The sequence below is a fragment of the Mycobacterium sp. NGS16 genome, from assembly GCF_059813225.1.
In genome coordinates this window covers 563810-587944 of sequence record NZ_JCALEE010000001.1, presented here as the reverse complement: position 1 = coordinate 587944, position 24135 = coordinate 563810, and the positions used below count along the sequence as shown (strand labels likewise).

16 protein-coding genes and 1 pseudogene are annotated in these 24135 nt (G+C 69.8%); 8 read left to right on the top strand and 9 right to left on the bottom strand.

The window, feature by feature from the left end:
* Positions 1-5: 5 nt before the first annotated feature.
* Positions 6-3305: an error-prone DNA polymerase gene (locus AC5Y4Q_RS02865; protein WP_064921412.1), complete on the bottom strand. Its 3300-nt coding sequence runs from the start codon at positions 3303-3305 to the stop codon at positions 6-8.
* Between the two features lie 113 nt (positions 3306-3418).
* Between AC5Y4Q_RS02865 and AC5Y4Q_RS02860 the strand changes: the two genes are divergently transcribed.
* Positions 3419-3850 (top strand): MmpS family transport accessory protein, encoded by a 432-nt coding sequence (locus AC5Y4Q_RS02860; protein WP_064921368.1) that lies wholly within the window; start codon positions 3419-3421, stop codon positions 3848-3850.
* On the top strand, positions 3847-6753 hold the full coding sequence (locus tag AC5Y4Q_RS02855; RefSeq protein ID WP_125225265.1) for an MMPL/RND family transporter: 2907 nt from the start codon (positions 3847-3849) through the stop codon (positions 6751-6753). The genes AC5Y4Q_RS02860 and AC5Y4Q_RS02855 overlap by 4 nt, the downstream gene beginning before the upstream one ends.
* 9 nt (positions 6754-6762) lie before the next feature.
* Here the strand turns inward: AC5Y4Q_RS02855 and AC5Y4Q_RS02850 are convergent, their stop codons facing one another.
* Positions 6763-7623: a universal stress protein gene (locus AC5Y4Q_RS02850; protein WP_499957903.1), complete on the bottom strand. Its 861-nt coding sequence runs from the start codon at positions 7621-7623 to the stop codon at positions 6763-6765.
* 76 nt (positions 7624-7699) lie between these two features.
* Here AC5Y4Q_RS02850 and otsB point away from each other — a divergent pair, with 76 nt between their 5' ends.
* Positions 7700-8779: a trehalose-phosphatase gene (gene otsB / locus AC5Y4Q_RS02845; RefSeq protein WP_499957901.1), complete on the top strand. Its 1080-nt coding sequence runs from the start codon at positions 7700-7702 to the stop codon at positions 8777-8779.
* Positions 8780-8849: 70 nt separating this feature from the next.
* Here the strand turns inward: otsB and AC5Y4Q_RS02840 are convergent, their stop codons facing one another.
* A complete protein-coding gene (locus tag AC5Y4Q_RS02840) occupies positions 8850-9719 on the bottom strand; it encodes a MaoC/PaaZ C-terminal domain-containing protein (protein WP_499957898.1) in 870 nt (289 codons plus the stop codon).
* A gap of 92 nt (positions 9720-9811) precedes the next feature.
* Between AC5Y4Q_RS02840 and AC5Y4Q_RS02835 the strand changes: the two genes are divergently transcribed.
* The 3 genes from AC5Y4Q_RS02835 to AC5Y4Q_RS02825 are packed head-to-tail and all read left to right on the top strand — an operon-like array spanning position 9812 to position 13592.
* Entirely contained in the window at positions 9812-10528 is a 717-nt protein-coding gene (locus tag AC5Y4Q_RS02835; RefSeq protein ID WP_428844266.1) for a histidine phosphatase family protein, read from the top strand.
* Between the two features lie 54 nt (positions 10529-10582).
* On the top strand, positions 10583-12610 hold the full coding sequence (locus AC5Y4Q_RS02830) for an SDR family oxidoreductase (protein ID WP_499957895.1): 2028 nt from the start codon (positions 10583-10585) through the stop codon (positions 12608-12610).
* A gap of 10 nt (positions 12611-12620) precedes the next feature.
* The gene (locus AC5Y4Q_RS02825) at positions 12621-13592 is read left to right on the top strand and encodes a nucleoside hydrolase (RefSeq protein ID WP_125225260.1); all 972 of its coding nucleotides are present in this window, start codon (positions 12621-12623) and stop codon (positions 13590-13592) included.
* On the opposite strand, the gene AC5Y4Q_RS02820 is transcribed toward AC5Y4Q_RS02825, so the two are convergent.
* From AC5Y4Q_RS02820 to guaA, 4 genes and pseudogenes are all read right to left on the bottom strand, one after another.
* On the bottom strand, positions 13583-15181 hold the full coding sequence (locus AC5Y4Q_RS02820; RefSeq protein ID WP_499957892.1) for a DNA polymerase Y family protein: 1599 nt from the start codon (positions 15179-15181) through the stop codon (positions 13583-13585). The two genes, AC5Y4Q_RS02825 and AC5Y4Q_RS02820, sit on opposite strands and share 10 nt — an antisense overlap.
* Positions 15181-15888 (bottom strand): DnaE2-dependent mutagenesis accessory factor ImuA', encoded by a 708-nt coding sequence (gene imuA' / locus AC5Y4Q_RS02815; protein WP_499958296.1) that lies wholly within the window; start codon positions 15886-15888, stop codon positions 15181-15183. Before imuA' ends, AC5Y4Q_RS02820 begins: the two co-directional genes overlap by 1 nt.
* 176 nt (positions 15889-16064) lie before the next feature.
* Positions 16065-16223, bottom strand: a pseudogene (locus tag AC5Y4Q_RS02810) (NAD-dependent epimerase); the annotation flags it as partial.
* Positions 16224-16421: 198 nt separating this feature from the next.
* A complete protein-coding gene (guaA, locus tag AC5Y4Q_RS02805) occupies positions 16422-17975 on the bottom strand; it encodes a glutamine-hydrolyzing GMP synthase (RefSeq protein ID WP_125225257.1) in 1554 nt (517 codons plus the stop codon).
* Between the two features lie 91 nt (positions 17976-18066).
* On the opposite strand from guaA, the gene AC5Y4Q_RS02800 reads away from it, so the two are divergent.
* A complete protein-coding gene (locus tag AC5Y4Q_RS02800) occupies positions 18067-18804 on the top strand; it encodes a beta-phosphoglucomutase family hydrolase (protein WP_125225256.1) in 738 nt (245 codons plus the stop codon).
* Positions 18805-18814: 10 nt separating this feature from the next.
* Positions 18815-21175 (top strand): glycoside hydrolase family 65 protein, encoded by a 2361-nt coding sequence (locus AC5Y4Q_RS02795; protein ID WP_064921378.1) that lies wholly within the window; start codon positions 18815-18817, stop codon positions 21173-21175.
* 4 nt (positions 21176-21179) lie between these two features.
* Here the strand turns inward: AC5Y4Q_RS02795 and AC5Y4Q_RS02790 are convergent, their stop codons facing one another.
* Both AC5Y4Q_RS02790 and AC5Y4Q_RS02785 read right to left on the bottom strand, forming a co-directional pair.
* Positions 21180-22913: a GMC oxidoreductase gene (locus AC5Y4Q_RS02790; protein ID WP_064921379.1), complete on the bottom strand. Its 1734-nt coding sequence runs from the start codon at positions 22911-22913 to the stop codon at positions 21180-21182.
* 59 nt (positions 22914-22972) lie between these two features.
* A complete protein-coding gene (locus AC5Y4Q_RS02785) occupies positions 22973-24103 on the bottom strand; it encodes a GuaB3 family IMP dehydrogenase-related protein (protein WP_185746648.1) in 1131 nt (376 codons plus the stop codon).
* Positions 24104-24135 lie beyond the last annotated feature (32 nt).

Below are 24135 nucleotides of genomic sequence, written 5' to 3'. Positions count from 1 at the left end.
CGGTGCTACCGGAAGTCCCGGGAGCGCGAGCCCACCACCAGCTCGAGGGCGCCCAGCCGCTCGGCCAGCACGGTGACCGCCCCGCTGGCGTTCTGCACCCGCCCACGGATCAGCAGTGCCGTCGCGGTCTGCGCCAACCGGCGATGCCGCGTCCACACCCCCGGCGTGCACAGTACGTTGACCATCCCGGTCTCGTCCTCGAGGTTGACGAACGTCACCCCGCGGGCGGTCGACGGCCGCTGCCGGTGGGTGACCGCCCCGGCCACCAGCACCCGGGTGCCGTCGGGGACGGCGGTGAGCTGCCCGGCCGGAATGACCCCGGCCGCATCGAGATCGGCGCGCAGGAACTGGGTTGGGAAGCTGTCCGGGGACACCCCGGTGGCCCACACGTCGGCGGCGGACAACTCGATCTCGCTCATCCCGGGCAGCGCCGGAGTCTGCGTCGCCACCCCCACCCCGGGCAGCCGGTCCGGCCGCTGGGTCGCCGCCGCCCCGGCCGCCCACAACGCCTCGCGGCGCGACGTGCCGAAGCACCCGAACGCCCCGGCGGTCGCCAGCGCCTCGGCCTGGGGAGCCGAAAGCTGCACCCGGGCAGTCAGATCCAGCATCGAAGTGAACGGCCCGTGCGCCTGGCGGTCGGCCACCAGCCGCTCGGCGAGGTCGTCACCGATACCACGGACAGCGCCCAGCCCGAGCCGGACCTGCGTGCCGTCGCACTCCAGGGTGGCGTGCGCCAGGCTGGCGTTGACGTCCGGACCGTGCACCACGACCCCGTGCCGGCGGGCGTCGGCGACCAGCGACTGCGGCGAATAGAAGCCCATCGGTTGCGCCCGCAGCAGTGCGGCGCAGAATGCGGCCGGGTGGTGCAGCTTGAACCAGGACGAATAGAACACCAGCGAGGCGAAGCTCATCGCGTGACTCTCCGGAAACCCGTAGTTGGCGAAGGCTTCCAGCTTTTCGTAGATGCGGTCGGCCACCGCCCCGGTGATGCCGTGGCACTCGGCCATGCCGTCGTAGAACCGGTCTCGCAGCCGGCGCATCCGCTCCGGTGACCGCTTGGAGCCCATCGCGCGGCGCAATTGGTCGGCTTCGCTCGCGGTGAATCCGGCGCAGTCCACCGCAAGGGTCATCAACTGCTCCTGGAACAACGGAATTCCCAGGGTTTTTCGCAATGCCCGCTTCATGCACGGGTGCTCGTAGGTCACCGGGTCGATGCCGTTGCGGCGGCGAATGTAGGGGTGCACCGACCCGCCCTGGATCGGCCCGGGGCGGATCAGCGCCACCTGCACCACCAGGTCGTAGAACACCCGCGGGCGCAGCCGCGGCAGCGTGGCCATCTGCGCGCGCGACTCCACCTGGAACACCCCGACCGAGTCGGCGGCCGACAACATCTCATACACCGCCGGTTCGGACAGGTCGATCGCGGCCAGGTCCACCTTGATGCCCTTGTGCTCGGCCACCAGGTCGATCGCGTAGTGCAGCGCGGAGAGCATGCCCAGCCCCAGCAGGTCGAACTTCACCAGACCGATTGCCGCACAGTCGTCTTTGTCCCACTGCAATACGCTGCGGCCGGGCATCCGAGCCCATTCCACCGGGCACACGTCGGCGATCGGGCGATCACAGATCACCATGCCGCCGGAGTGGATACCCAGATGCCTTGGCAGATCCGCGATCTGGGTGGCCAAGTCGATCACCCGCTCGGGGATGCCTTCGACATCAGCGTCGTCGCGGCTCAATGCGCCCCACCGGCCCAGCTGCTTGCTCCAGGCGTCCTGTTGGCCGGGTGAGTAGCCCAGCGCGCGGGCCATGTCCCGTACCGCGCTGCGGCCCCGGTAGGTGATGACGTTGGCGACCTGGGCGGCGTGGTCGCGGCCGTATGTGTCGTAGACGTACTGGATCACCTCTTCGCGCCGGTCCGACTCGATGTCGATGTCGATGTCGGGCGGGCCGTCGCGGGCCGGGGACAAGAACCGTTCGAACAGCAGCCCGTTGGCCACCGGATCCACCGCGGTGACCCCGAGGGCGTAGCAGACCGCGGAGTTGGCCGCCGATCCCCTGCCCTGACACAGGATGTCACTGCGCCGGCAGAACTGGGTGATGTCGTGCACCACCAGGAAGTAGCCCGGAAACCCCAGCTGGGCAATGACTTCCAGTTCGCGATCGATCTGGGCATACGCTTTTCGAGCGCGCGGCGCTTTCCCGGGCGGGCCGTAGCGTTTCGCGGCGCCGGTCAGGGTCAGCTGCCGTAGCCAACTGTCCTCGGTGTGCCCGTCCGGGACGGCAAACGGCGGCAGCTGCGGGGCGATCAACGCCAGCGAAAACGCGCACTGTTCGCCGAGCTCGGCCGCCGCCGGCACCGCCGACGGGTGTGCCGCGAACAACCGGGCCATCTCCGCGCCGGAACGCAGATGCGAGCCACCCAGCGGGGCCAACCGGCCGGCGGCGGCATCCAGCGACTGCCGGGCCCGGATCGCCCCCATCGCCATCGCCAGCCGGCCCCGGTCCGGGCCGGCGAAGTGCGCGCCGGTGGTGGCCACCAGGCCGACCCCGAACCGGGGCGCCAGTGCCGCCAGGGCCGCGTTGCGCTCGTCGTCGCAGGGATCGCCGTGCCGGGTCAGCTCGATGCTGACCCGCTCGGCCCCGAACCGGTCCACCAGGCCGGCCAGTGCCGTCGCGGCCGCATCCGGGCCGCCGGTGGCCAGTGCCTGGCGGACGTGGCCCTTGCGGCATCCGGTCAGGATGTGCCAGTGTCCGCCCGCCGCGTCGGCCAGCGTGTCGAGATCGAAACGGGGCCTGTCTTTTTCGCCGGCCAGGTGCGCGGCGGCGATCTGGCGCGACAACCGCCGATAGCCCTCCGGGCCGCGGGCCAGCACCAGCAGGTGCGGGCCGGGCGGGTCCGGGTCGTCGGTGCGGGCCCGCGAAAAAGGCGGCCCCAGCGACAGTTCGGCGCCGAAGACCGTCGCTATCTCCTGCCCCTCAGCGGCCAGCTCGGCGGCCGCCTCGGCGAACCGCACCACCCCGTACAAACCGTTGTGGTCGGTCAGCGCGATCGCCCGCAGGCCCAGTCGGGCGGCCTCGACGACCAGTTCGGCCGGGGTGCTGGCCCCGTCTAAGAAGCTGTACGCCGAATGCGCGTGCAATTCGGCATAAGGAACCGTCGAGCCGGCCGGCCTGGGCCGCTCGGGTCGCGGCGCTGACCGGCCCCGATCGGCCGACACACCGGCGGCGACGCGGGTGTGACGAGGCTTACCATCGAGCACCCGCTCCATCTCCGCCCAGCTCGGCGGCCCGCTGCCCCAGCCCACACCCGACAACATATCGAACATACGTACGAAACACTTAGGCTGGGTGTGAAAAAGAACTTTGATGCACTAATCTGTGTCAGATTCCGGCACGATCCGAAGGGGCCACAGCTTTCATGTTCGGCGTTCTCAGACGCGCGTGGTTACCGTTGCTCATCGTGGCTGTGCTCTTCGTGGGGGGGTTCACGGTGCAGCGGGTCCGCGGCTATTTCGGTGCCGACGACAGCGGCAGCGGGACCGTCCCGTTCGAGGACACCAAGCCGTTTCATCCCAAGGTCGTCGTCTATGACATCTTCAGCCCGGACGGGACCTACGCCGACATCAACTATCTGGACTTAGACGCCACGCCGCAGCGGGTCGACGGCGCCAGCCTGCCGTGGTCGCTGACCCTGTCGACCACCAACCCGGCGGTGAGCCCCAACATCGTCGCCCAAGGTGACGGCAGCACCATCGGCTGCCGGGTCACCATCGACGGCGTGGTCAAAGACGAACGCATCGCCAACAGCCCCGTGAGCGCCCAGACCTTCTGCATTGTGAAATCCGCATGAGCAAACACATCAGCGACGACACCCCGACCGACTCGATGCCGGCCGTCCAATCACCGCACCGCAGCGGGATCTCCGTGTGGATCCGCCGGCTCGCGGTGCCGATCATCCTGGCGTGGGTGGCGATCACGGTCCTGGTGAACGTCATCGTGCCGCAACTCGACGAGGTCGGGAAGCTGCGCGCGGTGTCGATGAGCCCCATGGACGCCCCGTCGATGATCGCCATGAAGCGCATCGGCAAGGTCTTCGACGAGTTCAAGTCGGACAGCTCGGCGATGGTGGTGCTCGAAGGCGACCAGCCGCTCGGCGACGACGCGCACAAGTACTACGACGAACTGGTCGCCAAGATGGAGGCCGACCACGCCCACGTCGAGCACATCCAGGACTTCTGGAGCGACCCGCTGACCGCGGCGGGCTCGCAGAGCCCGGATGGCAAAGCCGCCTATGTGCAGGTCTACCTGGCCGGCAACATGGGCGAGACGCTGGCCAACGAGTCGGTCGAAGCCGTCCAGCAGATCATCGCCGACACCCCCGCCCCCGAAGGCGTGCACGCCTACGTCACCGGTGGGTCCGCGCTCAACGCCGACCAGCACATCGCCGGCGACAAGAGCCTGAAGATCATCACCGCGCTGACGTTCGTGGTGATCATCGTGATGCTGCTGTCGATCTACCGGTCGATCGGCACCGTGCTGCTGGTGCTGGGCATGGTGGTGTTCGAACTGAGCGCTGCCCGCGGCGTGGTGGCCGTGCTCGGCTACTACAACATCATCGGCCTGTCGACGTTCGCGGTGAACCTGCTGGTGACGCTGGCCATCGCCGCCTCGACGGACTACGCGATCTTCCTGCTCGGCCGCTACCAGGAGGCCCGAGCGCTTGGCGAGGACAAAGAGTCGGCCTTCCACACCATGTATCACGGCACCGCGCACGTGATCCTGGGCTCGGGTCTGACCATCGCCGGCGCGACCTTCTGTCTGCACTTCACCCGGCTGCCCTACTTCCGGTCGCTGGGTATCCCGCTGGCGATCGGCATGCTGGTGGTGGTCTTCGCGGCGCTCACGTTCGGCGCCGCGGTGGTGACGGTGGCCAGCCGCTTCGGGATGCTCGAGCCCAAGCGGGCGATGCGGATCCGCACCTGGCGGCGGATCGGCGCGATGATCGTGCGCTGGCCGGGGCCGGTGCTGGTGGCCACCACGGCGGTCTGCCTGGTCGGGCTGCTCACCTTGCCGGGGTACAAGACCAACTACAACGACCGGCAGTACCTGCCGGGCTACGTGCCGGCCAACATCGGCTACGCCGCCGCGGATCGGCACTTCTCCCAGGCCCGGATGAACCCGGAGCTGTTGATGATCGAAGCCGATCACGACATGCGCAACCCGGCGGACTTCCTGATCATCAACCGGATCGCCAAACGGGTCTTCGAGGTCCCCGGCATCGGGCGGGTGCAGACCATCACCCGGCCGCTGGGCACGCCGATCGAGCACACCACGATCCCGTTCGCGATCAGCATGCAGGGCACCACCCAGCAGCTGAACATGAAGTACCAGCTCGACAGCATGAAGAACATGCTGAAAATGGGCGAGGACATGCAGGTCTCCATCGAGAGCATGAAGCAGATGCTCCAGGTCACCCGTGAGATGTCCGCGACGACCCACAGCATGGATCTCAAGATGCACCAGATGCTCGACGACATCCAGCGGATGCGCGACGAGATCGCCGACTTCGACGACATGTGGCGCCCGATGCGTAGCTACTTCTATTGGGAGCCGCACTGTTTCGATATCCCGATCTGCTGGTCGATCCGGTCGATCTTCGACGTGATGGACGGCCTCGACCAGATGACCGAGGATTTCGAAAAGGTGCTGCCCGACATCGACAACCTCGACCGGCTGATGCCGCGGATGCTCGAGATCATGCCGCCGATGATCGAGACCATGGAGAACATGCGGGAGACCCAGCTGAAGATGCAGTCCACCATGGAGGGGCTGCAGCTGCAGATGGAGAAGATGATGGAGGGCCAGAACGCCATGGGCAAGGCGTTCGACGACTCCAAGAACGACGACTCCTTCTATCTGCCACCCGAGGCGTTCGACAACCCCGACTTCAAGCGCGGCATGAAGATGTTCCTGTCGCCCGACGGCCACGCGGTGCGGTTCATCATCAGCCACGAGGGTGATCCGATGTCGCCGGAAGGCGTCTCGCACATCCAGCCGATCAAGCACGCCGTGCACGAGGCGCTCAAGGGCACCCCGCTGGAAGGCTCCAAGGTGTACCTGGCCGGTACCGCGTCGGTGTTCAAGGACATGAAGGACGGCTCGGCCTACGACCTGATCATCGCGGGTATCGCGTCGCTGTGCCTGATCTTCATCATCATGCTGCTGATCACCCGCGCCGTGGTGGCCTCGGCGGTGATCGTCGGCACCGTGCTGTTGTCGCTGGGCACCTCGTTCGGGATCTCGGTGCTGATCTGGCAGCACATCATCGGGCTGGACCTGCACTGGATGGTGCTGGCGATGTCGGTGATCATCCTGTTGGCCGTCGGCTCGGACTACAACCTGTTGCTGGTGTCCCGGATGAAGGAAGAACTGCCCGGCGGGATCAAGACGGGCATCATCCGGGCCATGGGCGGCAGTGGCTCCGTCGTCACCTCAGCGGGCCTGGTGTTCGCGTTCACCATGATGTCGATGCTGGTCTCCGATCTGCGGGTGATCGGTCAGGTGGGCTCCACCATCGGGCTGGGTCTGTTGATCGACACCCTGGTGATCCGCTCGTTCATGACGCCGTCGATCGCCGCACTGCTGGGCCGCTGGTTCTGGTGGCCGCAGCGAGTGTGGTCACGGCCGAGTCCGGTGGCCCAACAGGTTACGCCAGCCCCGGCCACCGGCGCGGTGTCCGTCGGCCGCGTCTGAGCGCAGCCGTCACGCCTCCGGGCGCACCACCAGCACCGGCGCATGCGCCGACTGCACCACCGCCTGGCTGACCGAGCCCAGCAGCATGCCGGTAAAGCCGCCGCGGCCGTGGCTGCCCACCACCACCAGCTGGGCCTGCTGGGACTGCTCGACGAGTTGGTCGGCCGGCCGGTCGCAGACCACCACCCGGCGCACCGTGACGTCGGGGTAGCGCTCCCGCCAGCCGGCCAGCCGCTCGGCCAGGGCCAGTTCGCCGTCGGATGCCATTGCGGCCGCGTCGATCCCGGGAAAGTCGAGCACGCCGGTGTCGTGCCAGGCGTACACCGCCACCAGTTCCACCCCGCGCAGCGACGCCTCCTCGAACGCCACCGCTGTTGCCGCCTCCGACACCGGGGAGCCGTCGATGCCGACCACCACCGGTGCAGTCTCGGAGCGCTGCTGCTCTTCGTGCAGGACCACCACCGGGCAGTGCGCATGCCGGACCAGCGACGAGCTGACCGAGCCGAGCAGGCTGCGCCGCAGCAGCCCGTGCCCGCGGGAGCCGACCACCAGCCGGGCGGCCCGGCGACTGGCGTCCACCAGCATCGGAACCGTCGAGCCGACCACGATCTCGGCGTCGACCCGCAGATTCGGGCCGTGGGTCTCGGCGATCCTGACGGCTTCCCGCAGGTGGCGTTCGCCCTGTTCGTGCTGCCACTCGGTGTAGCCGGGCGGCATCGGCGTCTCGGGGAACGTCATCACCACCGGTGGGGCCAGCACGTGGACCAGCGACAACGGCAGATTGTGCAGGGCGGCGTCGCGGGCCGCCCACTCGACCGCAGCGTTCGACGACGGCGACCCGTCGACACCGACCAGGATTCCGGGGCTCACCCCTCCACGCTAAGCGGTGTGACACCGTGGTAGCTACCGTTCAACTGTAAGGAAGGCGGGCCGTAAGGTGCCGATCATGATCGACCCGCGCCGGCACGACGCGGTGCTGTTAGGCGTGGGCGACGGCACGGCGGCGCTGACGGCGCGGCTGCAGCAGGCCGGGGTGCGGGTGCGGCCGGTGGCTTCCAGCGCCGAGCTGGTGTCCGCGGCCGCCGAGCTGGGGGTGCGCCCGGGCCGGTGTGTGGTGCTCACCGACTCCGAATCGGACGTAACCGCCGCTCGCAGTGCGGGTTTCGCCCTGGTGATCGGGGTCGGCTTTGACGGCGCCGACGCGGCCGTGGCGGCCCTGGATCAGGTCGCGGTGCGCACCGGGGATCGGCCGATGTCAGCGCTGCCCGACGCGATGACCGAGTTGCAGTTGGACGCGCTGACCCGCCCGGCGGTGTTCTTCGACTTCGACGGCACGTTGTCGGAGATCGTCGACGATCCCGAAGCGGCCCGTCCGGTGGCCGGTGCGGTGGAGGCGTTGGCGGCGTTGGCCGCCCGGTGCCCGGTCGCGGTGCTGTCCGGGCGCGATCTGGCCGACGTGCAGGCGCGCGTCGGTGTGGACGGGATCTGGTACGCCGGCAGCCACGGCTTCGAGCTGACCGGCCCGGACGGTGCCCACCACCAGAACGACGCCGCCGCCGACGCGGTGCCGGTACTGGCCGCTGCGGCCGCGTCGCTGCGTGACCGGCTCGGGCCGATACCGGGAGTCATGGTGGAACACAAGCGATACGCCGTCGCGGTGCACTACCGCAACGCGGCCCGCGACCGGGTCGGCGAGGCGACGGCGGCGGTGCGCGATGCCGGGCGCCGCCGCGGGCTGCGGGTGACAACCGGCCGCGAAGTGATCGAGCTGCGCCCGGAGATCGACTGGGACAAGGGCCGCACGCTGCACTGGATTCTGGAGCAGTTGGACCCGGTGACGCCACTGTTCCTCGGCGACGACATCACCGACGAGGACGCCTTCGACGCGGTGGCCGATCTGGCCGGCGCCGGAATCGTGGTGCGGCACACCGACGACGGCGACCGCGGCACCGCCGCCCGGTTCGCCCTGGACAGTCCGGCCCGGGTGGCCGAGTTCACCGCGCGGTTGGCCGAGCGGCTGGCCTGAGCGTGCGGTTTCATCCGCCCCCTGCGGCGCGTCACGGATAAAACCGCACACTCGGCGAAGAGAATGGGCCTCAGCCCCGGTATTCGGCCGCCCCGTCGTCGAGCACCACCCGCGCGTTACCGCCATCGGGCCCGGAGGCCTCGGTGCGGAACACCGCCTTACCCGGCTCGGTGCGCCAGATCGAGGTGGTCAGCGTCTCCCCCGGAAACACCGGGTCGGTGAAGCGCGCCGCGATCGCGCTGACCCGGTGGGCGTCGCCGCCGCCGAGTTCGGCGACCAGCGCCCGTCCGGCGAAGCCGTAGGTGCACAGCCCGTGCAGGATCGGCTTGGGGAACCCGGCCAGCGTGGTGGCGAACCACGGGTCGCTGTGCAGCGGGTTGCGGTCGCCGGAGAGCCGATACAGCAGCGCCTGGTCTTCCCGGGTCGGATAGGCGATGCGCGCATCCGGCTCGGAGTCCGGGATCTGCGGGGCGACCGGCCGCTGCCCCGGCTCCCCGCCGAAGCCGCCGGCCTTGCGGATGACCACAGTCGTCAGCGTCTCGGCGATCGGCTCGGAGGTCTTGGGGTCGGTGCCGCGGGCCCGCAGCATCACGACGGCGTTCTTGCCCTCACCCTTGTCCTGGATGCCGGCCACCTCGGCGACCACCTGCAGACTTCCGGCGGCGGGCAGCGGCGCGAACAGCCGCACCTCCTGGGAGCCGTGCAGCAGCATCGCCGGGTTGAAGGTGCCGATCTTGCCGGCGGCCGCGAAGCCCAAGCAGCAGATGACGGCGTAGGTGGGCAGCACCTGCTGGGTGATGTCGTGACTGTTCTCGGTGGTGAACGCCAGATCGGCCGTCCCGGCGCCGACCCCGAGCGCATAGAGCATGGTGTCGCGATCGGTCCATTCGACCAGCACCGGATCGGTGGTTACGCCGATGGCTGTCGGGTCCAGTGCCATGGGTTCTCCTCAGGCGGTCGTCGAAGGGGATTCGCCTCACCATTTCAGCAGAACCGGCCCCGTCGGTGCCGTCGACACGGCAGGCTGTCGCCATGGGGACGCGCATGGGGAACCGCAGCAGAAAGTTGATCGCACTGGTGTCGGCCGCGTTCGCCGTGGCGCTGGTGCTGGGCGGTTGTTCATCCACACCGCATCCGCGCACCATCACCTTGACCTTGGTCCGGCACGCGGAATCCGAAGCCAATGCCGCCGGGATCGTCGACACCTCGGTGCCCGGTCCGGGGCTGACCGAGAAGGGCCGCGCCGAGGCTCAGGAGATCGCGGATCAGCTCTCGCGCAACCACTATGACGGTGTCTACGCCTCCTCGATGGCACGCACCCAGCAGACCGCCGCCCCGCTGGCGCGCGAGCTCGGCCGTCAGGTGCAGATCCTGCCCGGACTGCGTGAGATCAGCGCCGGCTGGTTCGGCGACAAGCCCGGGTCGGTGGTCAACGCAGCGTATCTGCTCGCCCCGCAGGCTTGGATTCACGGTTACCGGACCACCGCCATCCCCGGCTCGATCGACGGCAACCAGTTCAACGACGAGTTCGGCGCCGCGGTTCAGCGGATCTACGACAGCGGCGACACCAATCCGGTGGCGTTCTCCCACGCCGCGTCGATCATGACGTGGACCCTGATGAACGTGAAGAATCCGCGCGATGAGCTGATGACCGACCACCCGTTGCCCAACATCGGCCGGGTGGTGATCAAGGGCAGCCCGGGCACCGGCTGGAAGCTGGTGGAGTGGGACGGCATTCGCGCGTTCTGAAACCGCTCAGCCCGACCGGTTGACGTGGCCGCCGGGACCGGCGACCATGACCGAATGCGTTATGTCGTTACCGGCGGTACCGGATTCATTGGGCGGCGGGCGGTGTCTCGCCTGCTGGAGACCCGACCCGACGCGCAGGTGTGGGTGCTGGTGCGCCGTTCCTCGCTGGGCCGCTTCGAACGCCTGGCGACCGAGTGGGGCGAGCGAGTAAAACCGCTGGTCGGCGACCTGACGGCGGAGAACCTGGGGCTGACCGAGGCGGTGATCGCCGAACTCGGCAGCATCGATCACGTGCTGCATTGTGCGGCGATCTACGACATCACCGCCGGCGCGGCCGAACAACAGGCGGCCAATGTCGAGGGCACCCGCGCCGTGATCGGCCTGGCGAAGCGACTCGACGCCACCTTGGCGCATGTGTCCTCGATCGCGGTGGCCGGCGACTACGCCGGTGAGTTCACCGAAGACGACTTCGACATCGGCCAGGGGTTGCCCACCCCGTATCACCAGACGAAGTTCGAGGCCGAAGCACTGGTGCGCTCGACGCCGGGGCTGCGGTACCGGGTGTACCGGCCGGCGGTGGTGGTGGGCGATTCCCGCACCGGTGAGATGGACAAGGTCGATGGGCCGTACTACTTCTTTCCGCTGCTGGCCAAGCTGGCGATGCTGCCCGGGCTCACCCCGATGGCGGTGCCCGACACTGGGCGCACCAACGTGGTGCCGGTCGACTACGTGGTCGATGCGCTGGTCGAGCTGATGCACGCCGACGGGTATGACGGGCGTACCTTCCACCTGACCGCGCCGAAATCCATCGGGCTGCCCGACATCTATCGGGCAGTCGCACGGGAGGCCGGACTGCCGCGACTGCGCGCCAAGCTGCCCGGCGCCGTGGCCGCCCCGGTGCTCAACGTCGGTGGGCGCGCCCGGGTGTGGCGCAACATGATCGCCACCCAGCTGGGCCTGCCCGCCGAGGTGCTCGACCTGGTGAACCTGCGGCCGACATTCATCGCCGACGCCACCCGTGCGGCGCTGAACGGCGCCGTCCGGCTGCCCGAGTTCGCTGACTACGCACCGAGACTGTGGCGGTACTGGGCGGAACACCTGGATCCCGACCGGGCCCGCCGGGACGATCCGGCCGGTCCGCTGGTCGGGCGGCACGTCATCATCACCGGAGCCTCCAGCGGCATCGGCCGGGCTTCGGCGATCGCCGTCGCCGAGCGCGGCGGTGTCGTCTTCGCGCTGGCCCGCAGCGGGGAGGCGCTCGACGATCTGGTGGCCGAGATCCGCGCCGCCGGCGGGCAGGCGCACGCCTTCACCTGCGACGTCACCGACTCGGCGTCGGTGGAGCACACCATCAAGGACATCCTGGGCCGGTTCGACCATGTCGACTACCTGGTGAACAACGCCGGCCGGTCGATCCGCCGCTCAGTGGTCAACTCCACCGACCGCCTGCACGACTACGAGCGCACCATGGCGGTCAACTACTTCGGTGCGGTGCGGATGGTGCTGGCATTGCTGCCGCACTGGCGGGAACGACGCTTCGGCCACGTCGTCAACGTCTCCAGCGAAGGGGTGCTGGCGCACAGCCCGCGCTACAGCGCGTATGTGCCCACCAAGGCGGCGCTGGACGCGTTCGCCGATGTGATCTCGACCGAAACCCTGTCGGACCACATCACGTTCACCACCATCCACATGCCGCTGGTGGCCACCCCGATGATCGCGCCATCACGCAAGCTGCTGCCGGTGGGGGCGATCAGCGCCGAACACGCGGCGGCCATGGTGGTACGCGGCCTGATCGAGAAGCCGGACCGGATCGACACCCCATTGGGCACCCTGGCCGAGACCGGCAACTACCTCACCCCCGGGCTGGCACGCCGGCTGCTGCACCAGCTCTACCTGGGCTACCCGGACTCCCCCGCCGCGCGCGGGGTGGCGACGGCCGAACCCGTTGCGGCACACTCCCCTCGGCGCCGCCCGAAGCGTCCGGCCCGGGCGATCACCCGGGTGCGGGTGCCTCGGCAGGTCAAGCGGGTGCCCCGCCCGGTCAAGCGGGCGGTACGGCTGGTGCCGGGCGTCTACTGGTGACCGGGCTGTCGTGACACTGCCCGTCTTCGCCGACTTCGATACCGGCGTCGACGACGCGGTGGCGCTGGTGTATCTGCTGGCCAGCCCGGATGCCGAACTTGTCGGTATCGCCTGCACCGGTGGAAACGTTGCGGTACACCAGGTTTGCTGCAATAACCTGGCCGTGCTGCAACTATGCGGGGCACCCGGCATCCCGGTGTCCAAGGGCGCCGACGCACCGCTGGACGGACCGGCCCACACCGCCGAGACCATCCACGGGCCGCAGGGGCTGGGCTATGCCGAGTTGCCGCCCGGCACCGGCCGACTCACCGGATACGACGCCGCCGCGGCGTGGGTCGCCGCCGCGCGGGCGCACCCGGGGCAGCTGGTCGGGCTGGCCACCGGCCCGCTGACCAACCTGGCCCTGGCGCTGCGGGCCGAACCCGCACTGCCCACGCTGCTGCGCCGGCTGGTGATCATGGGCGGCGCGTTCTCCGGCGAGCGGTCCGGCTGGGCCGAGTTCAACATCGGGTTCGATCCGGTGGCCGCCGCGGAGGTATTCGCGGCCTGGGGAACCGCTGCACCGCAACGACTCCCGATCGTGTGCGGACTGGATCTGACCCGTCACATCGCGATCACCCCGGCGATCCTGGGGCTGCTGCCGGAGCCGTCGGGCCATCCGGTGGTCCGGTTGCTCGACGACGCGCTGCGGTTCTATTTCGAGGCGCACGTTGCCCGGGGCCACGGCTACCTGGCGTATCTGCACGATCCGCTGGCCGCGGCGATCGCGCTGGAACCCGACCTGGTGAGCACCCGCCCGGCCGCGGTACACATCGAGCTCGCGCCCACGGCGGCGCGCGGGCGGACGATTCCCGACTGGGACGCGCGCCGGCCCAATGCGCTGATCGGTGTCGGTGTCGACCCGGCGGCGTTCTTCGACCGGTTCGTGCAGCGAGTCGGCGCGTTGGCCGACCGGCTGGGCGGAGTGCCTCCTCACTCATAGCTGCCCTCCAGGTACCAGCGCCGCGACCGGTAGCACAGCAGCAGGGCCGCACCGGGCGCGCCGCTATCCGCCGAGCCTTCCAGCAGCGCCTGGACCCGGGCGGTGCGCCCCGATCCCGGGCCTTCCCGCTGCGGGTCCCACCACCGCTCGTCGACCGGCCAGGGCCCGGCCCACCAGCGGAGCCGATCGTCACGGCCCCGGGCGACCAGCCATACCGGGTCGGCGGAGAACAGCCCCCGGCCGGTCACCCGGATCGGATTACGTTCGGCGTCAAGCAGTTCCACCGGATCGTCGAGCAGCACCGCCGGGGACGGCTCGGGCAGCCGGCCGGGCCACGGCTGGCGCGGGTCGGCCAGCGGCACCGGCTCATCGCCCAGCGGGGTCAAGGTGATGCGCTCCGCCGGGCCGCGGCCGCCGGAGAGCACCGGCACCCGCACCGCCTCCGGGCCGAGCAGGCCCTGCACCCGCACCAGCGCCCGGCGGGCACGCAACCGATCCTCCTCGCCGAGCCCTCCCCACAGCGGCAGCTGCAGCGCCTCGGTCGCCGAGAGCACCTCCACCGGCTGCAGCCGCAGCAGCGTGATCGGACCGGTGGGCCGATCCCTGCTGACCCGGCTGTTCAACCAGCCGTCCAGCTGCCAGCGCACCCGGTCGGCGGTGGCATCCTCGGTCAACGGCTCGGCGCAGCGCCACACCCGGGTCAGCTCTTCCCCGCCTGTGGTGACGGCATGAATGGCCAGCCGGGTGCAGCCGACGCCGGCGGCCATCAGCGTCCGGTGCAGCACCCCGGCCAGCGAGCGGCCGGCGAACGCCGCGGCGTCGACCCGCTCGATCGGCGGGTCGCAGTGCAGCACCGCATCGAGATCCGGGGTCGGCTCCCGCCCGGACGGCCCGCGTTCCGGCTCGCCGCGGGCGAACCGGTGCGCGATGAGCGCATCGGGCCCGAACCGCGAGGTCACGTCCGGGCGGGGTAGCGCGGCGAACTGTCCGATGGTACGAATCCCTAACCGCCACAACAGATCGACGAGGCCGTCGCGCCCGGGACCGGACAGGCTGGGCTCGGCGGCCAGTTGCCGGATCGACAGCGCCGACAGGAATCGGGCGTCGGCTCCGGGCGGCACTACGACGCCGGCGCGCGCGGCGAGCACCGCGGCGGAGAGCCCATCGGCGATCCCGACCTGGCATTCGACATCGGCTGCGGCCACCGCGTCGACGAGGCGTTCGGCGGCGTGTTCCTCGGAACCGAACGCCCGGGCCGCGCCGCGTACCGAGACCACCAGCAGGCCGGGCCGCAGCACCTCGGCGGCCGGCACCAGTTCGTCGACCGCGGCGAGGACCGGCTCGAACAGCCGGGCGTCGCGGTCGGTGTCGGCGGTCACCACGTGCAGTGGCGGGCAGCGGGCCGCCGCTTCGCGGCGCCGCAGCCCGCGCCGCACGCCGGCCGCGCGGGCACCCGCCGAGCAGGCGATCACCCGATTGGCCAGGGTGACCGCGATCGGTGCGGTGGCCGGCAGGCCCGCCGCGACCGCCGCAGCAACCGCGGGCCAGTCCATGCACCACAGCGCCAATACCCGGGATGCGGCCATCACTACCCGGCCCTGGTTCGCCCGGCCGCGCCCCCGCGGGCCTGCACCTCCAGTCGCACCGCGCCGATCCGCCCGAAGCCGGGGCGCGCCGCACAGCCCGCCGTCGCGCCGCTTGTCGCCTCGCCGCTCGTCACCTCGTAGCCGCTCACCCGGGCGTCCAGCCGCAGCGCCGCGCCCTGCCAGTCACCGCCGGAGATCAGCAGCGCGCACCCCCGGTGGCGAGCCCGGGCCAGCACCACCCGGGTGCGCGCCGGCGGCACGCAGCGGCCGCCCAGGCCGAGCACCACCAGATCCATGCCGTCCATCAGCACCGTGGCCACCTCCACCGGATCGTTGCCGGGGTCGGGGATCACCGCGAGCCGGCTCAGGTCGGCGCCCATCTCCGCTGCGGCCAGCAGCCCGGTGTCCGGCTGGCCGACGATGGCCGCGTGACCGCCGGCCGCCGTCACCGAGGCCACCATGCTCAGCGCCAGCGAGCGGGCCCCCGACAGCACCGCCACCGTGCCCCGCGGCAACCCCGCGGGCAGCACCCCGGCCAGCAGCGGCGGCACCGGCAGCACCGACTCAGAGACCGGGGCGGCGCCGAGCCCCCGCCGCCCGGCGCCCACTTTCCCGGCCACCGCCGCCATTTGCCGGCGCAGCTGCTGCAGCTGTTCAGCACGATTTTCAGGGGCGCTAGGACGTTGCCCCAAGTCCACCGCCGCCGTCATGATCGCCTCCGGGAAACCTCGCATCGGTTCGAAACTATGTTCGATATGCCCGAGTGAACACTTCCCCACCGACAACCGTCAAGCCGGGCCGCCTCAGGGGGTATCACCGGCCCCGGGAGTCACATCCGCACCGCGTCAGGAGGTATGAGATCTTTCCGAAATGGCTAGCGCATGCGCTATCGCGAAGGGGTACCGGCCGCCATCGCCCGATACCCTTCCCGCACGCTCGGGTACCGCGGTGCCCAGCCCGCGACCGCGCGGAAACGGGCGTTGCTGACACGCAGTGATCGGGTCAGCGATGTGGCCCGATCACCGAGCAGGAGGGCCAGCCGGCTGTGGCTACCGATCGCGCCGGTGCCACCCGTGACGAACACGCGCACTTCGTCATAGTACGCGGCGAGGCGGCATGCGCCCCCTCACAGAAGAGGGTGATATCGCCGGCGCAATCCGATTCGAACTCATCACACCCCCGCTCCGCGGGTACGCAAGTGACGGCTGTTACTCGCGGGTTTGGGGCCAGCGCGGCCTGGAAATCACTCCCACTCGATGGTCCCGGGCGGTTTGCTGGTGATATCCAACACCACCCGGTTGACCTCGGCCACCTCGTTGGTGATCCGGGTGGAGATGCGCTCCAGCACCTCATAAGGCACCCGGGTCCAGTCGGCGGTCATGGCGTCCTCACTGGACACCGGCCGCAGCACGATCGGATGCCCGTAGGTGCGGCCGTCGCCCTGCACCCCGACCGAGCGGATGTCGGCCAACAGCACCACCGGGCACTGCCAGATCTGGTGGTCCAGGCCGGCGGTGGTCAACTCCTCGCGAGCGATCGCGTCGGCCGCCCGCAGCGTCGCCAACCGCTCGGAAGTGACCTCGCCGACGATCCGGATCCCCAATCCCGGCCCCGGGAACGGTTGGCGCTCAACGATCTCCTCGGGCAGCCCCAATTCCCGCCCGACCGCACGCACTTCGTCCTTGAACAGCAATCGCAGCGGCTCGACGAGGGTGAACTTCAAATCTTCCGGCAGCCCGCCCACATTGTGGTGGCTCTTGATGTTCGCGGTGCCGGCTCCGCCGCCGGATTCCACCACGTCCGGATACAGCGTGCCCTGCACCAGGAAGTCGATCGGCTCCGCAGCGGCCAGATCACGCACCGCGCCTTCGAAGGCGCGAATGAACTGCCGGCCGATGATCTTTCGCTTGCCCTCGGGGTCAGAGACCCCCGCCAGCGCGTCGAGGAAGACCTCAGCGGCGTCCACCGTGACCAGCCGTGCCCCGGTAGCGGCCACGAAGTCTTCCTGCACCTGCTCGCGCTCCCCGGAGCGCAACAGCCCGTGATCGACGAATACACACGTCAGCCGGTCCCCGATGGCGCGCTGCACCAGCGCCGCGGCGACCGCGGAATCCACCCCGCCGGACAGCCCACAAATGGCGTGACCGTCACCGATCTGAGCCCGCACCTGCTCGATCAGCGCCTCGGCGATGTTGGCGGGCGTCCACACCGCGTCGATACCGGCGAACTCGTGCAGGAACCGGCTGAGCACCCGCTGCCCGTAGGGGGTGTGGATGACCTCCGGGTGGTACTGCACCCCGGCCAGCCGACGCGCCCGGTTCTCGAACGCGGCCACCGGGGCGCCGGCGGTGGCGGCCACCACCGCGAACCCGTCCGGTGCGTCGGTCACCGCATCGCCGTGGCTCATCCACACCGGCTGGGTGCCCGGAAGACCCGAATGCAGTTCGCCGCCGGTCACTTTCAGCTCGGTACGGCCGTACTCACTGGTTCCGGTACGCTCGACGGTGCCGCCGAGCGCGGCCGCCATGGCCTGGAAGCCGTAGCAGATGCCGAACACCGGCACCTCGAGGTCGAACAGCGCCGGATCCAGCTGCGGGGCGCCCTCGGCGTAGACACTGGCCGGCCCGCCGGACAGCACGATCGCCCGCGGGTTGCGCGCGGCGATCTCCTCGACGGTCGCGGTGTGCGGGACGACCTCGGAGAACACCCGCGCCTCGCGGACCCGGCGGGCGATCAGTTGGGCATACTGCGCACCGAAGTCGATGACCAACACGGGGCGCGACGATGGGGACGACACCGCAGAGAGTGTAGTGGCCGCAAACTGTCCCCGATCCGACGGCGGGCATGGTGGAGTGGACATCAGCCCGAGAGCCGGAAGGGGGTCATCCATGGTGCTGGGCCTGCCCGAAACGGTGCGCGCCTGCCTGTTCGATCTCGACGGCGTGCTCACCGACACCGCCAGCGTGCACACCCGGGCGTGGAAGGCCATGTTCGACGGGTATCTGTCGGCGCGCGCCGAGCGCACCGGTACGCCGTTCGTGCCGTTCGACCCGGTGGACGACTACCTGCGATTCGTCGACGGCCGCAAGCGCGACGACGGGGTGCGCACCTTTCTGGCCAGCCGCGACATCGTGCTGCCCGACGGCGGCAACGACGACCCGCCTGAGGCCGAAACGGTGCACGGCCTGGGCAACCGCAAGAACGCGGCGTTCCTCACCGCGCTGCAGACCGACGGGGTGGACGTGTTCGAGGGCTCGCGGCGCTACCTGGCCGCGGTCACCGCGGCGGGCCTGGCCACCGCGGTGGTGTCGGCCAGCGCCAACGCCGGCGAAGTGCTGGCGATCACCGGCCTGGACAAGTTCATCGCGCAGCGCGTCGACGGCGTGACGCTGCGCACCGAACACATCGCGGGCAAGCCGGCCCCGGACTCGTTCCTGCGGGCGGCGCAGCTGCTCGGTGTCGCCCCCGCCGGGGCCGCGGTGTTCGAGGATGCGCTCTCGGGGGTGGCGGCCGGACGGGCCGGCGGGTTCGGTTTCGTGGTGGGTGTCGATCGGGTAGGTCAGGCCCAAGACCTGCTGAGCCATGGCGCCGACCTCGTCGTCACCGATTTGGAGGAACTTCTGTGAAGGCAGGCCGATGATCCCTGAGGACTACTTTCCGATCGACCCCTGGCAGATCCGCGAAACCCGGCTCGACCTGGATCTGCTCGGGCAGACCGAATCCCTGTTCACGCTGTCCAACGGGCACGTCGGATTGCGCGGCAACCTCGACGAGGGCGAGCCCTACGGCCTGCCCGGCACCTACCTGAACTCGTTCTACGAGGTGCGGCCGCTGCCCTACGCCGAGGCCGGGTTCGGCTATCCGCAGGCCGGGCAGACCGTCGTCGACGTGACCAACGGCAAGATCATCCGGCTGATGGTCGACGACGAACCGTTCGACGTCCGCTACGGCGAGCTGATCGACCACGAGCGCACCCTCGACCTGCGGGCCGGCACCCTGGTCCGCCGGGTGCACTGGCGCTCACCGGCCGGCAAACAGGTCAACGTGCATTCGACCCGGCTGGTCTCACTGGCCCAGCGCAGCGTCGCGGCCATCGAGTACGTCGTCGAGGCGATCGACGAATTCGTCCGTGTGACAGTGCAATCCGAGCTGGTCGCCAACGAGGACCAACCGACGACCTCCGGCGACCCGCGGGTGGCGGCGATCCTGGACAACCCCCTGGAGGCCGTGGAGCGGGAGAACACCGACCGCGGGGCGGTGCTGGTGCACCGCACGCGGGCCAGTGGGCTGATGATGGCCGCGGCCATGCACCACGAGATCGAGGTGCCCGGCCGGGTCCAGGTCAACACCATCGCGATTCCCGATGTGGCCGCGACCACGGTGGTGTGCGGGCTGCGCCCCGGGCAGAAATTGCGGATCGTCAAGTACCTGGCCTACGGCTGGTCCAGCGAGCGGTCCCGGCCCGCGCTGCGCGATCAGGCCGTCGCCGCGCTGACCGGTGCCCGCTACAGCGGCTGGCAGGGGCTGGTCGACGCCCAGCGGTCCTACCTCGACGAGTTCTGGGACGGCGCCGACGTCGAGGTCGACGGCGATCCGGACTGCCAGCAGGCGGTCCGCTTCGCGCTGTTTCACCTGCTGCAGGCCAGCGCGCGCGCCGAACGCCGGGCGATCCCCAGCAAGGGACTGACCGGCACCGGATATGACGGCCATACCTTTTGGGACAGTGAGAGTTTCATCATCCCGGTGCTGACCTACACCGCTCCGCACGCGGCGGCTGACGCGCTGCGCTGGCGGTCGTCGACACTGGATCTGGCCCGCGACCGGGCCACCGAACTCGGGCTGGCGGGGGCGGCCTTCCCGTGGCGGACGATCCGTGGCCAGGAGTGCTCGGGATACTGGCCGGCCGGCACGGCCGCCTGGCACATCAATGCCGACATCGCGGCGGCATTCGAGCAGTACCGGATCGTCACCGGGGACGGCTCTTTGGAGGCCGAATGCGGGCTGGCGGTGTTGGTCGAGACCGCCCGGCTGTGGCGGTCGCTGGGCCACCACGACCGGCACGGGGTGTGGCACCTGTCCGGGGTGACCGGCCCCGACGAGTACACCGCGATCGTCCGGGACAACGTGTTCACCAATCTGATGGCCGCCCACAATCTGCGCACCGCGGCCGAGGCGTGCGCCCGCCATCCCGACGCCGCCCACGAGTTGGGGGTCACCACCGAGGAGATGGCCGGCTGGCGCGATGCCGCCGACGCGGCGCACATCCCCTACGATGAGGAACTGGGCGTGCATCCGCAGTGCGAGGGCTTCACCTCCGCCGCAGAGTGGGACTTCGACGCCCGGACCACCTACCCGTTGCTGCTCAACGAACCTTATGTACGGCTCTACCCGGCTCAGGTGGTCAAGCAGGCCGATGTCCTGCTGGCCATGCACTGGCGCAGCCACGCGTTCAGTCCCGAAGAGAAGGCCCGCAACGTCGACTACTACGAGCGGCGCACGGTGCGCGACTCCTCGCTGTCGGCCTGCACCCAGGCGGTGATGTGCGCCGAGGTGGGGCATGTGGAGCTGGCCCACGACTACACCTACGAAACGGCGTTCGTCGACCTGCGCGATCTGCACGACAACACCCGCGAGGGACTGCACTTGGCGGCGCTGGCCGGAACCTGGCTCGCGCTGGTGGCCGGGTTCGGCGGCCTGCGTGACGACGAGGGTGTGCTGGCGCTGGATCCGGCGCTGCCGGATGGGATCTCACGTCTCCGATTCCGCTTGCGTTGGAGGGGTTTCCGCGTCACGGTCGCGGCCACCCACCATGAGGTCACCTATGCGCTGCGTGACGGGCCCGACGGCCGGCTGACGATCCACCATGCCGGCAAGGAACTCGAACTGACCACACAATCACCCACGACGGTGCCGGCGCGCCGGCGCGAACCGCTGCTGCCGCCACCGCACCAGCCGCCCGGGCGCGCACCCAGCCACCGGCACCACGTCGCGCGGTGAGGCCTCAGGCGATGCCGGAGGCCCAGCGCAGCGCGCCGATGGCCTGATCGGGTACCGCCGGGTTCTTCGGCGCGATCGGATCCAGCCGCCGATAGGGCTCGCCCTGGGCCGGCCGCTGGTCGGCCTCGCCCTTGTTCGGCCACAGCGACGCGGCCCGCTCGGCCTGGGCGGCGATCGACAGCGACGGGTTGACACCGAGGTTGGCCGAGACCGCTGCGCCGTCCATCACCGCCAGCGTCGGGTAGCCGTACACCCGCTGGTAGGCATCGATGACACCGTGCTCGGGACTATCCCCGATCGCCGCGCCGCCCAAAAAGTGCGCGGTCAGCGGGATGTTGAACAGCTCGCCCCAGGTGCCCCCGGCCACGCCGTCGATCTTGGCGGCGATGCGACGGGTGACCTCGTTGCCGACCGGGATCCAGCTCGGGTTCGGTTCGCCGTGGCCCTGCTTGCTGGTATAGCGGCGGATACCGAGCCTGCCGCGTTTGGTGAAGGTGGTGATCGAGTTGTCCAGGTGCTGCATGACCAGCGCGATCACCGTGCGCTCACTCCACTGCTTGGGGTTGAGCAGCCGCAGGATGTGCCCGGGGTCTTCGCGGGCCTGATCCAACAGCTGCCGCCAGCGCGGAACGTCGGTGCCCTGCGGGCCGGCGCCGTCGGTCATCAACGTCTGCAGCAGGCCCATCGCGTTGGAGCCCTTGCCGTAGCGGACGGGTTCGACGTGGGTGTCGGCGGTGGGGTGAATAGAGGAGGTGATCGCCACGCCGTGGGTCAGGTTCAGGCCCGGCTTGACGTCCAAAGTAGCTGCGCCAACAATGGATTCGGAGTTGGTGCGGGTCAGCACCCCCAGTTTGTCGGACAGCTTGGGCAGCTTGCCCTTGTCCCGCATCTTGAACAGCAGCCGCTGGGTGTTGTAGGTGCCGGCGGCCAGAATCAGATACCGCGCGGTGAAGGTCTTGCGGTGCCGGCGCGCCCGCAGACCGGTGCGCACCGTGCGCACCTGCCACAGCCCATCGGCACCCTGCTCGAAGGCGGTCACCGTCGTCATCGGATGCACCTGTGCGCCAGCCGATTCCGCCAGATACAGGTAGTTCTTCACCAGGGTGTTCTTGGCGCCCCAGCGGCAACCCGTCATGCACTCGCCGCACTCCAGGCAGCCGGTGCGCTGCGGGCCGGCGCCGCCGAAGTACGGGTCGGGCACCGTCTTGCCCGGGGTCTTGTTTCCGCCCTCACCGAAGAACACCCCGACCGGCGTGGCCACGAACGTGTCGCCGACCCCCATGTCGTCGGCGACCTGTTTGACGATGCGGTCGGCGTCGGTGAACGTCGGGTTCTTGACCACCCCGAGCATCCGCTGCGCCTGCTCGTAGTGCGGCATGAGTTCGGCCCGCCAGTCGGTGATGTGGGCCCACTGTTTGTCGGCGAAGAACGGCTCCGGCGGCACGTAGAGCGTGTTGGCGTAGTTCAGCGAACCACCGCCCACCCCGGCGCCGGCCAGCACCATGACGTTGTTGAGCAGGTGGATGCGCTGGATGCCGTAGCAACCCAGCTTCGGCGCCCACAAGAACTCGCGCAGGTGCCAGGAATTCTTGGCGAAGTCGGCGTCGGCATACCGGCGGCCCGCTTCCAGAACGCCTACGCGATAACCCTTCTCGGTCAGCCGCAGCGCGCTGACGCTGCCCCCGAAACCCGAACCGATGATCAGGACGTCGTAGTCAGGTTGGTAATCCGGCTCCATAGCCAGCAAGTATGGCCCTACTCACTGGTAACTTGCCAGATAGGCTGCCCTTACCTGCCTCAGCTCCCGACGGTCAGTCCGACCTTCTGGAATTCCTTGAGGTCGCAGTAGCCGGCCTTGGCCATCGACCGGCGCAACCCGCCGACCAGGTTCAGCGAGCCGAACGGGTCATCCGAGGGGCCGTCGAGCACCTGCGCCAAGCCCGGGCGCTCCCCGTAGGCGACCTGCATCAGCGCACCGCGCGGCAGCGACGGGTGCGCGGCCGCCGACGGCCAGTACCAGCCGTCACCCTGCGCCTCGGCCGCCGCCGCCAGCGGGGTGCCCAGCACCACCGCATCGGCGCCGCAGGCGATCGCCTTGGCCAGATCCCCGGAGGTGTGGATGTCGCCGTCGGCCAGCACATGCACATACCGCCCGCCGGTCTCGTCGAGGTACTCCCGGCGGGCCGCGGCGGCGTCGGCGATCGCGGTGGCCATCGGCACGCTGATGCCCAGCACCTCGTCGGAGGTCGTCACCCCCGAGGTGGAGCCGTAGCCGACGATCACCCCGGCCGCGCCGGTACGCATCAGGTGCAGTGCGGTGCGGTGGTCGATCACCCCGCCGGCCACCACCGGGATGTCGAGCTCAGAGATGAACGTCTTGAGATTGAGCGGCTCGCCATCATTGGCGACGCGCTCGGCGGAGATGATGGTGCCCTGGATGACCAGCAGGTCAACTCCGGCGGCCACCAGGGCCGGGGTCAGTGCTTGGGCGTTCTGCGGGCTCACCCGCACCGCAGTGGTCACGCCGGCCTCGCGGATGCGCGCCACCGCGGCGCCGAGCAGGTCGGGGTCCAGCGGCGCGGCGTGCAGCTGCTGCAGCAGCCGGATCGCCGCCTCCGGCTCAGCGGACGCCACCGCTGCCTTCTCAATGACCTGGGCGACCTTGGCTTCGATGTCGGCGTGCCGGCCGATCAGCCCTTCGCCGTTGAGCACTCCCAGACCGCCGAGCCGGCCCAGTTCGATCGCGAACTCCGGGGAGACCAGGGCGTCGGTGGGGTGGGCCAGCACCGGGATCTCGAACCGGTAGGCATCCAGCTGCCACGCCGTGGAGACGTCCTTGGAGGAGCGGGTGCGCCGGGACGGCACGATGTTGATGTCGTCGAGCTCGTAGGTGCGACGGGCGGTGCGGCCCATGCCGATCTCAACCATGTCACGCATGACGGGTCAGCCCTCGTTTCTGT

Coding starts and splice junctions, on each gene's coding strand:
- AC5Y4Q_RS02840 (WP_499957898.1), bottom strand. CDS start 9,719: ATGGCACTGGACCCGACAGCCATCGGCGTAACCACCGATCCGGTGCTG.
- AC5Y4Q_RS02790 (WP_064921379.1), bottom strand. CDS start 22,913: ATGGAGCCGGATTACCAACCTGACTACGACGTCCTGATCATCGGTTCG.
- AC5Y4Q_RS02855 (WP_125225265.1), top strand. CDS start 3,847: ATGAGCAAACACATCAGCGACGACACCCCGACCGACTCGATGCCGGCC.
- AC5Y4Q_RS02835 (WP_428844266.1), top strand. CDS start 9,812: ATGGGGACGCGCATGGGGAACCGCAGCAGAAAGTTGATCGCACTGGTG.
- AC5Y4Q_RS02800 (WP_125225256.1), top strand. CDS start 18,067: ATGGTGCTGGGCCTGCCCGAAACGGTGCGCGCCTGCCTGTTCGATCTC.
- AC5Y4Q_RS02785 (WP_185746648.1), bottom strand. CDS start 24,103: ATGGTTGAGATCGGCATGGGCCGCACCGCCCGTCGCACCTACGAGCTC.
- AC5Y4Q_RS02860 (WP_064921368.1), top strand. CDS start 3,419: ATGTTCGGCGTTCTCAGACGCGCGTGGTTACCGTTGCTCATCGTGGCT.
- AC5Y4Q_RS02830 (WP_499957895.1), top strand. CDS start 10,583: ATGCGTTATGTCGTTACCGGCGGTACCGGATTCATTGGGCGGCGGGCG.
- otsB (WP_499957901.1), top strand. CDS start 7,700: ATGATCGACCCGCGCCGGCACGACGCGGTGCTGTTAGGCGTGGGCGAC.
- AC5Y4Q_RS02795 (WP_064921378.1), top strand. CDS start 18,815: ATGATCCCTGAGGACTACTTTCCGATCGACCCCTGGCAGATCCGCGAA.
- imuA' (WP_499958296.1), bottom strand. CDS start 15,888: ATGACGGCGGCGGTGGACTTGGGGCAACGTCCTAGCGCCCCTGAAAAT.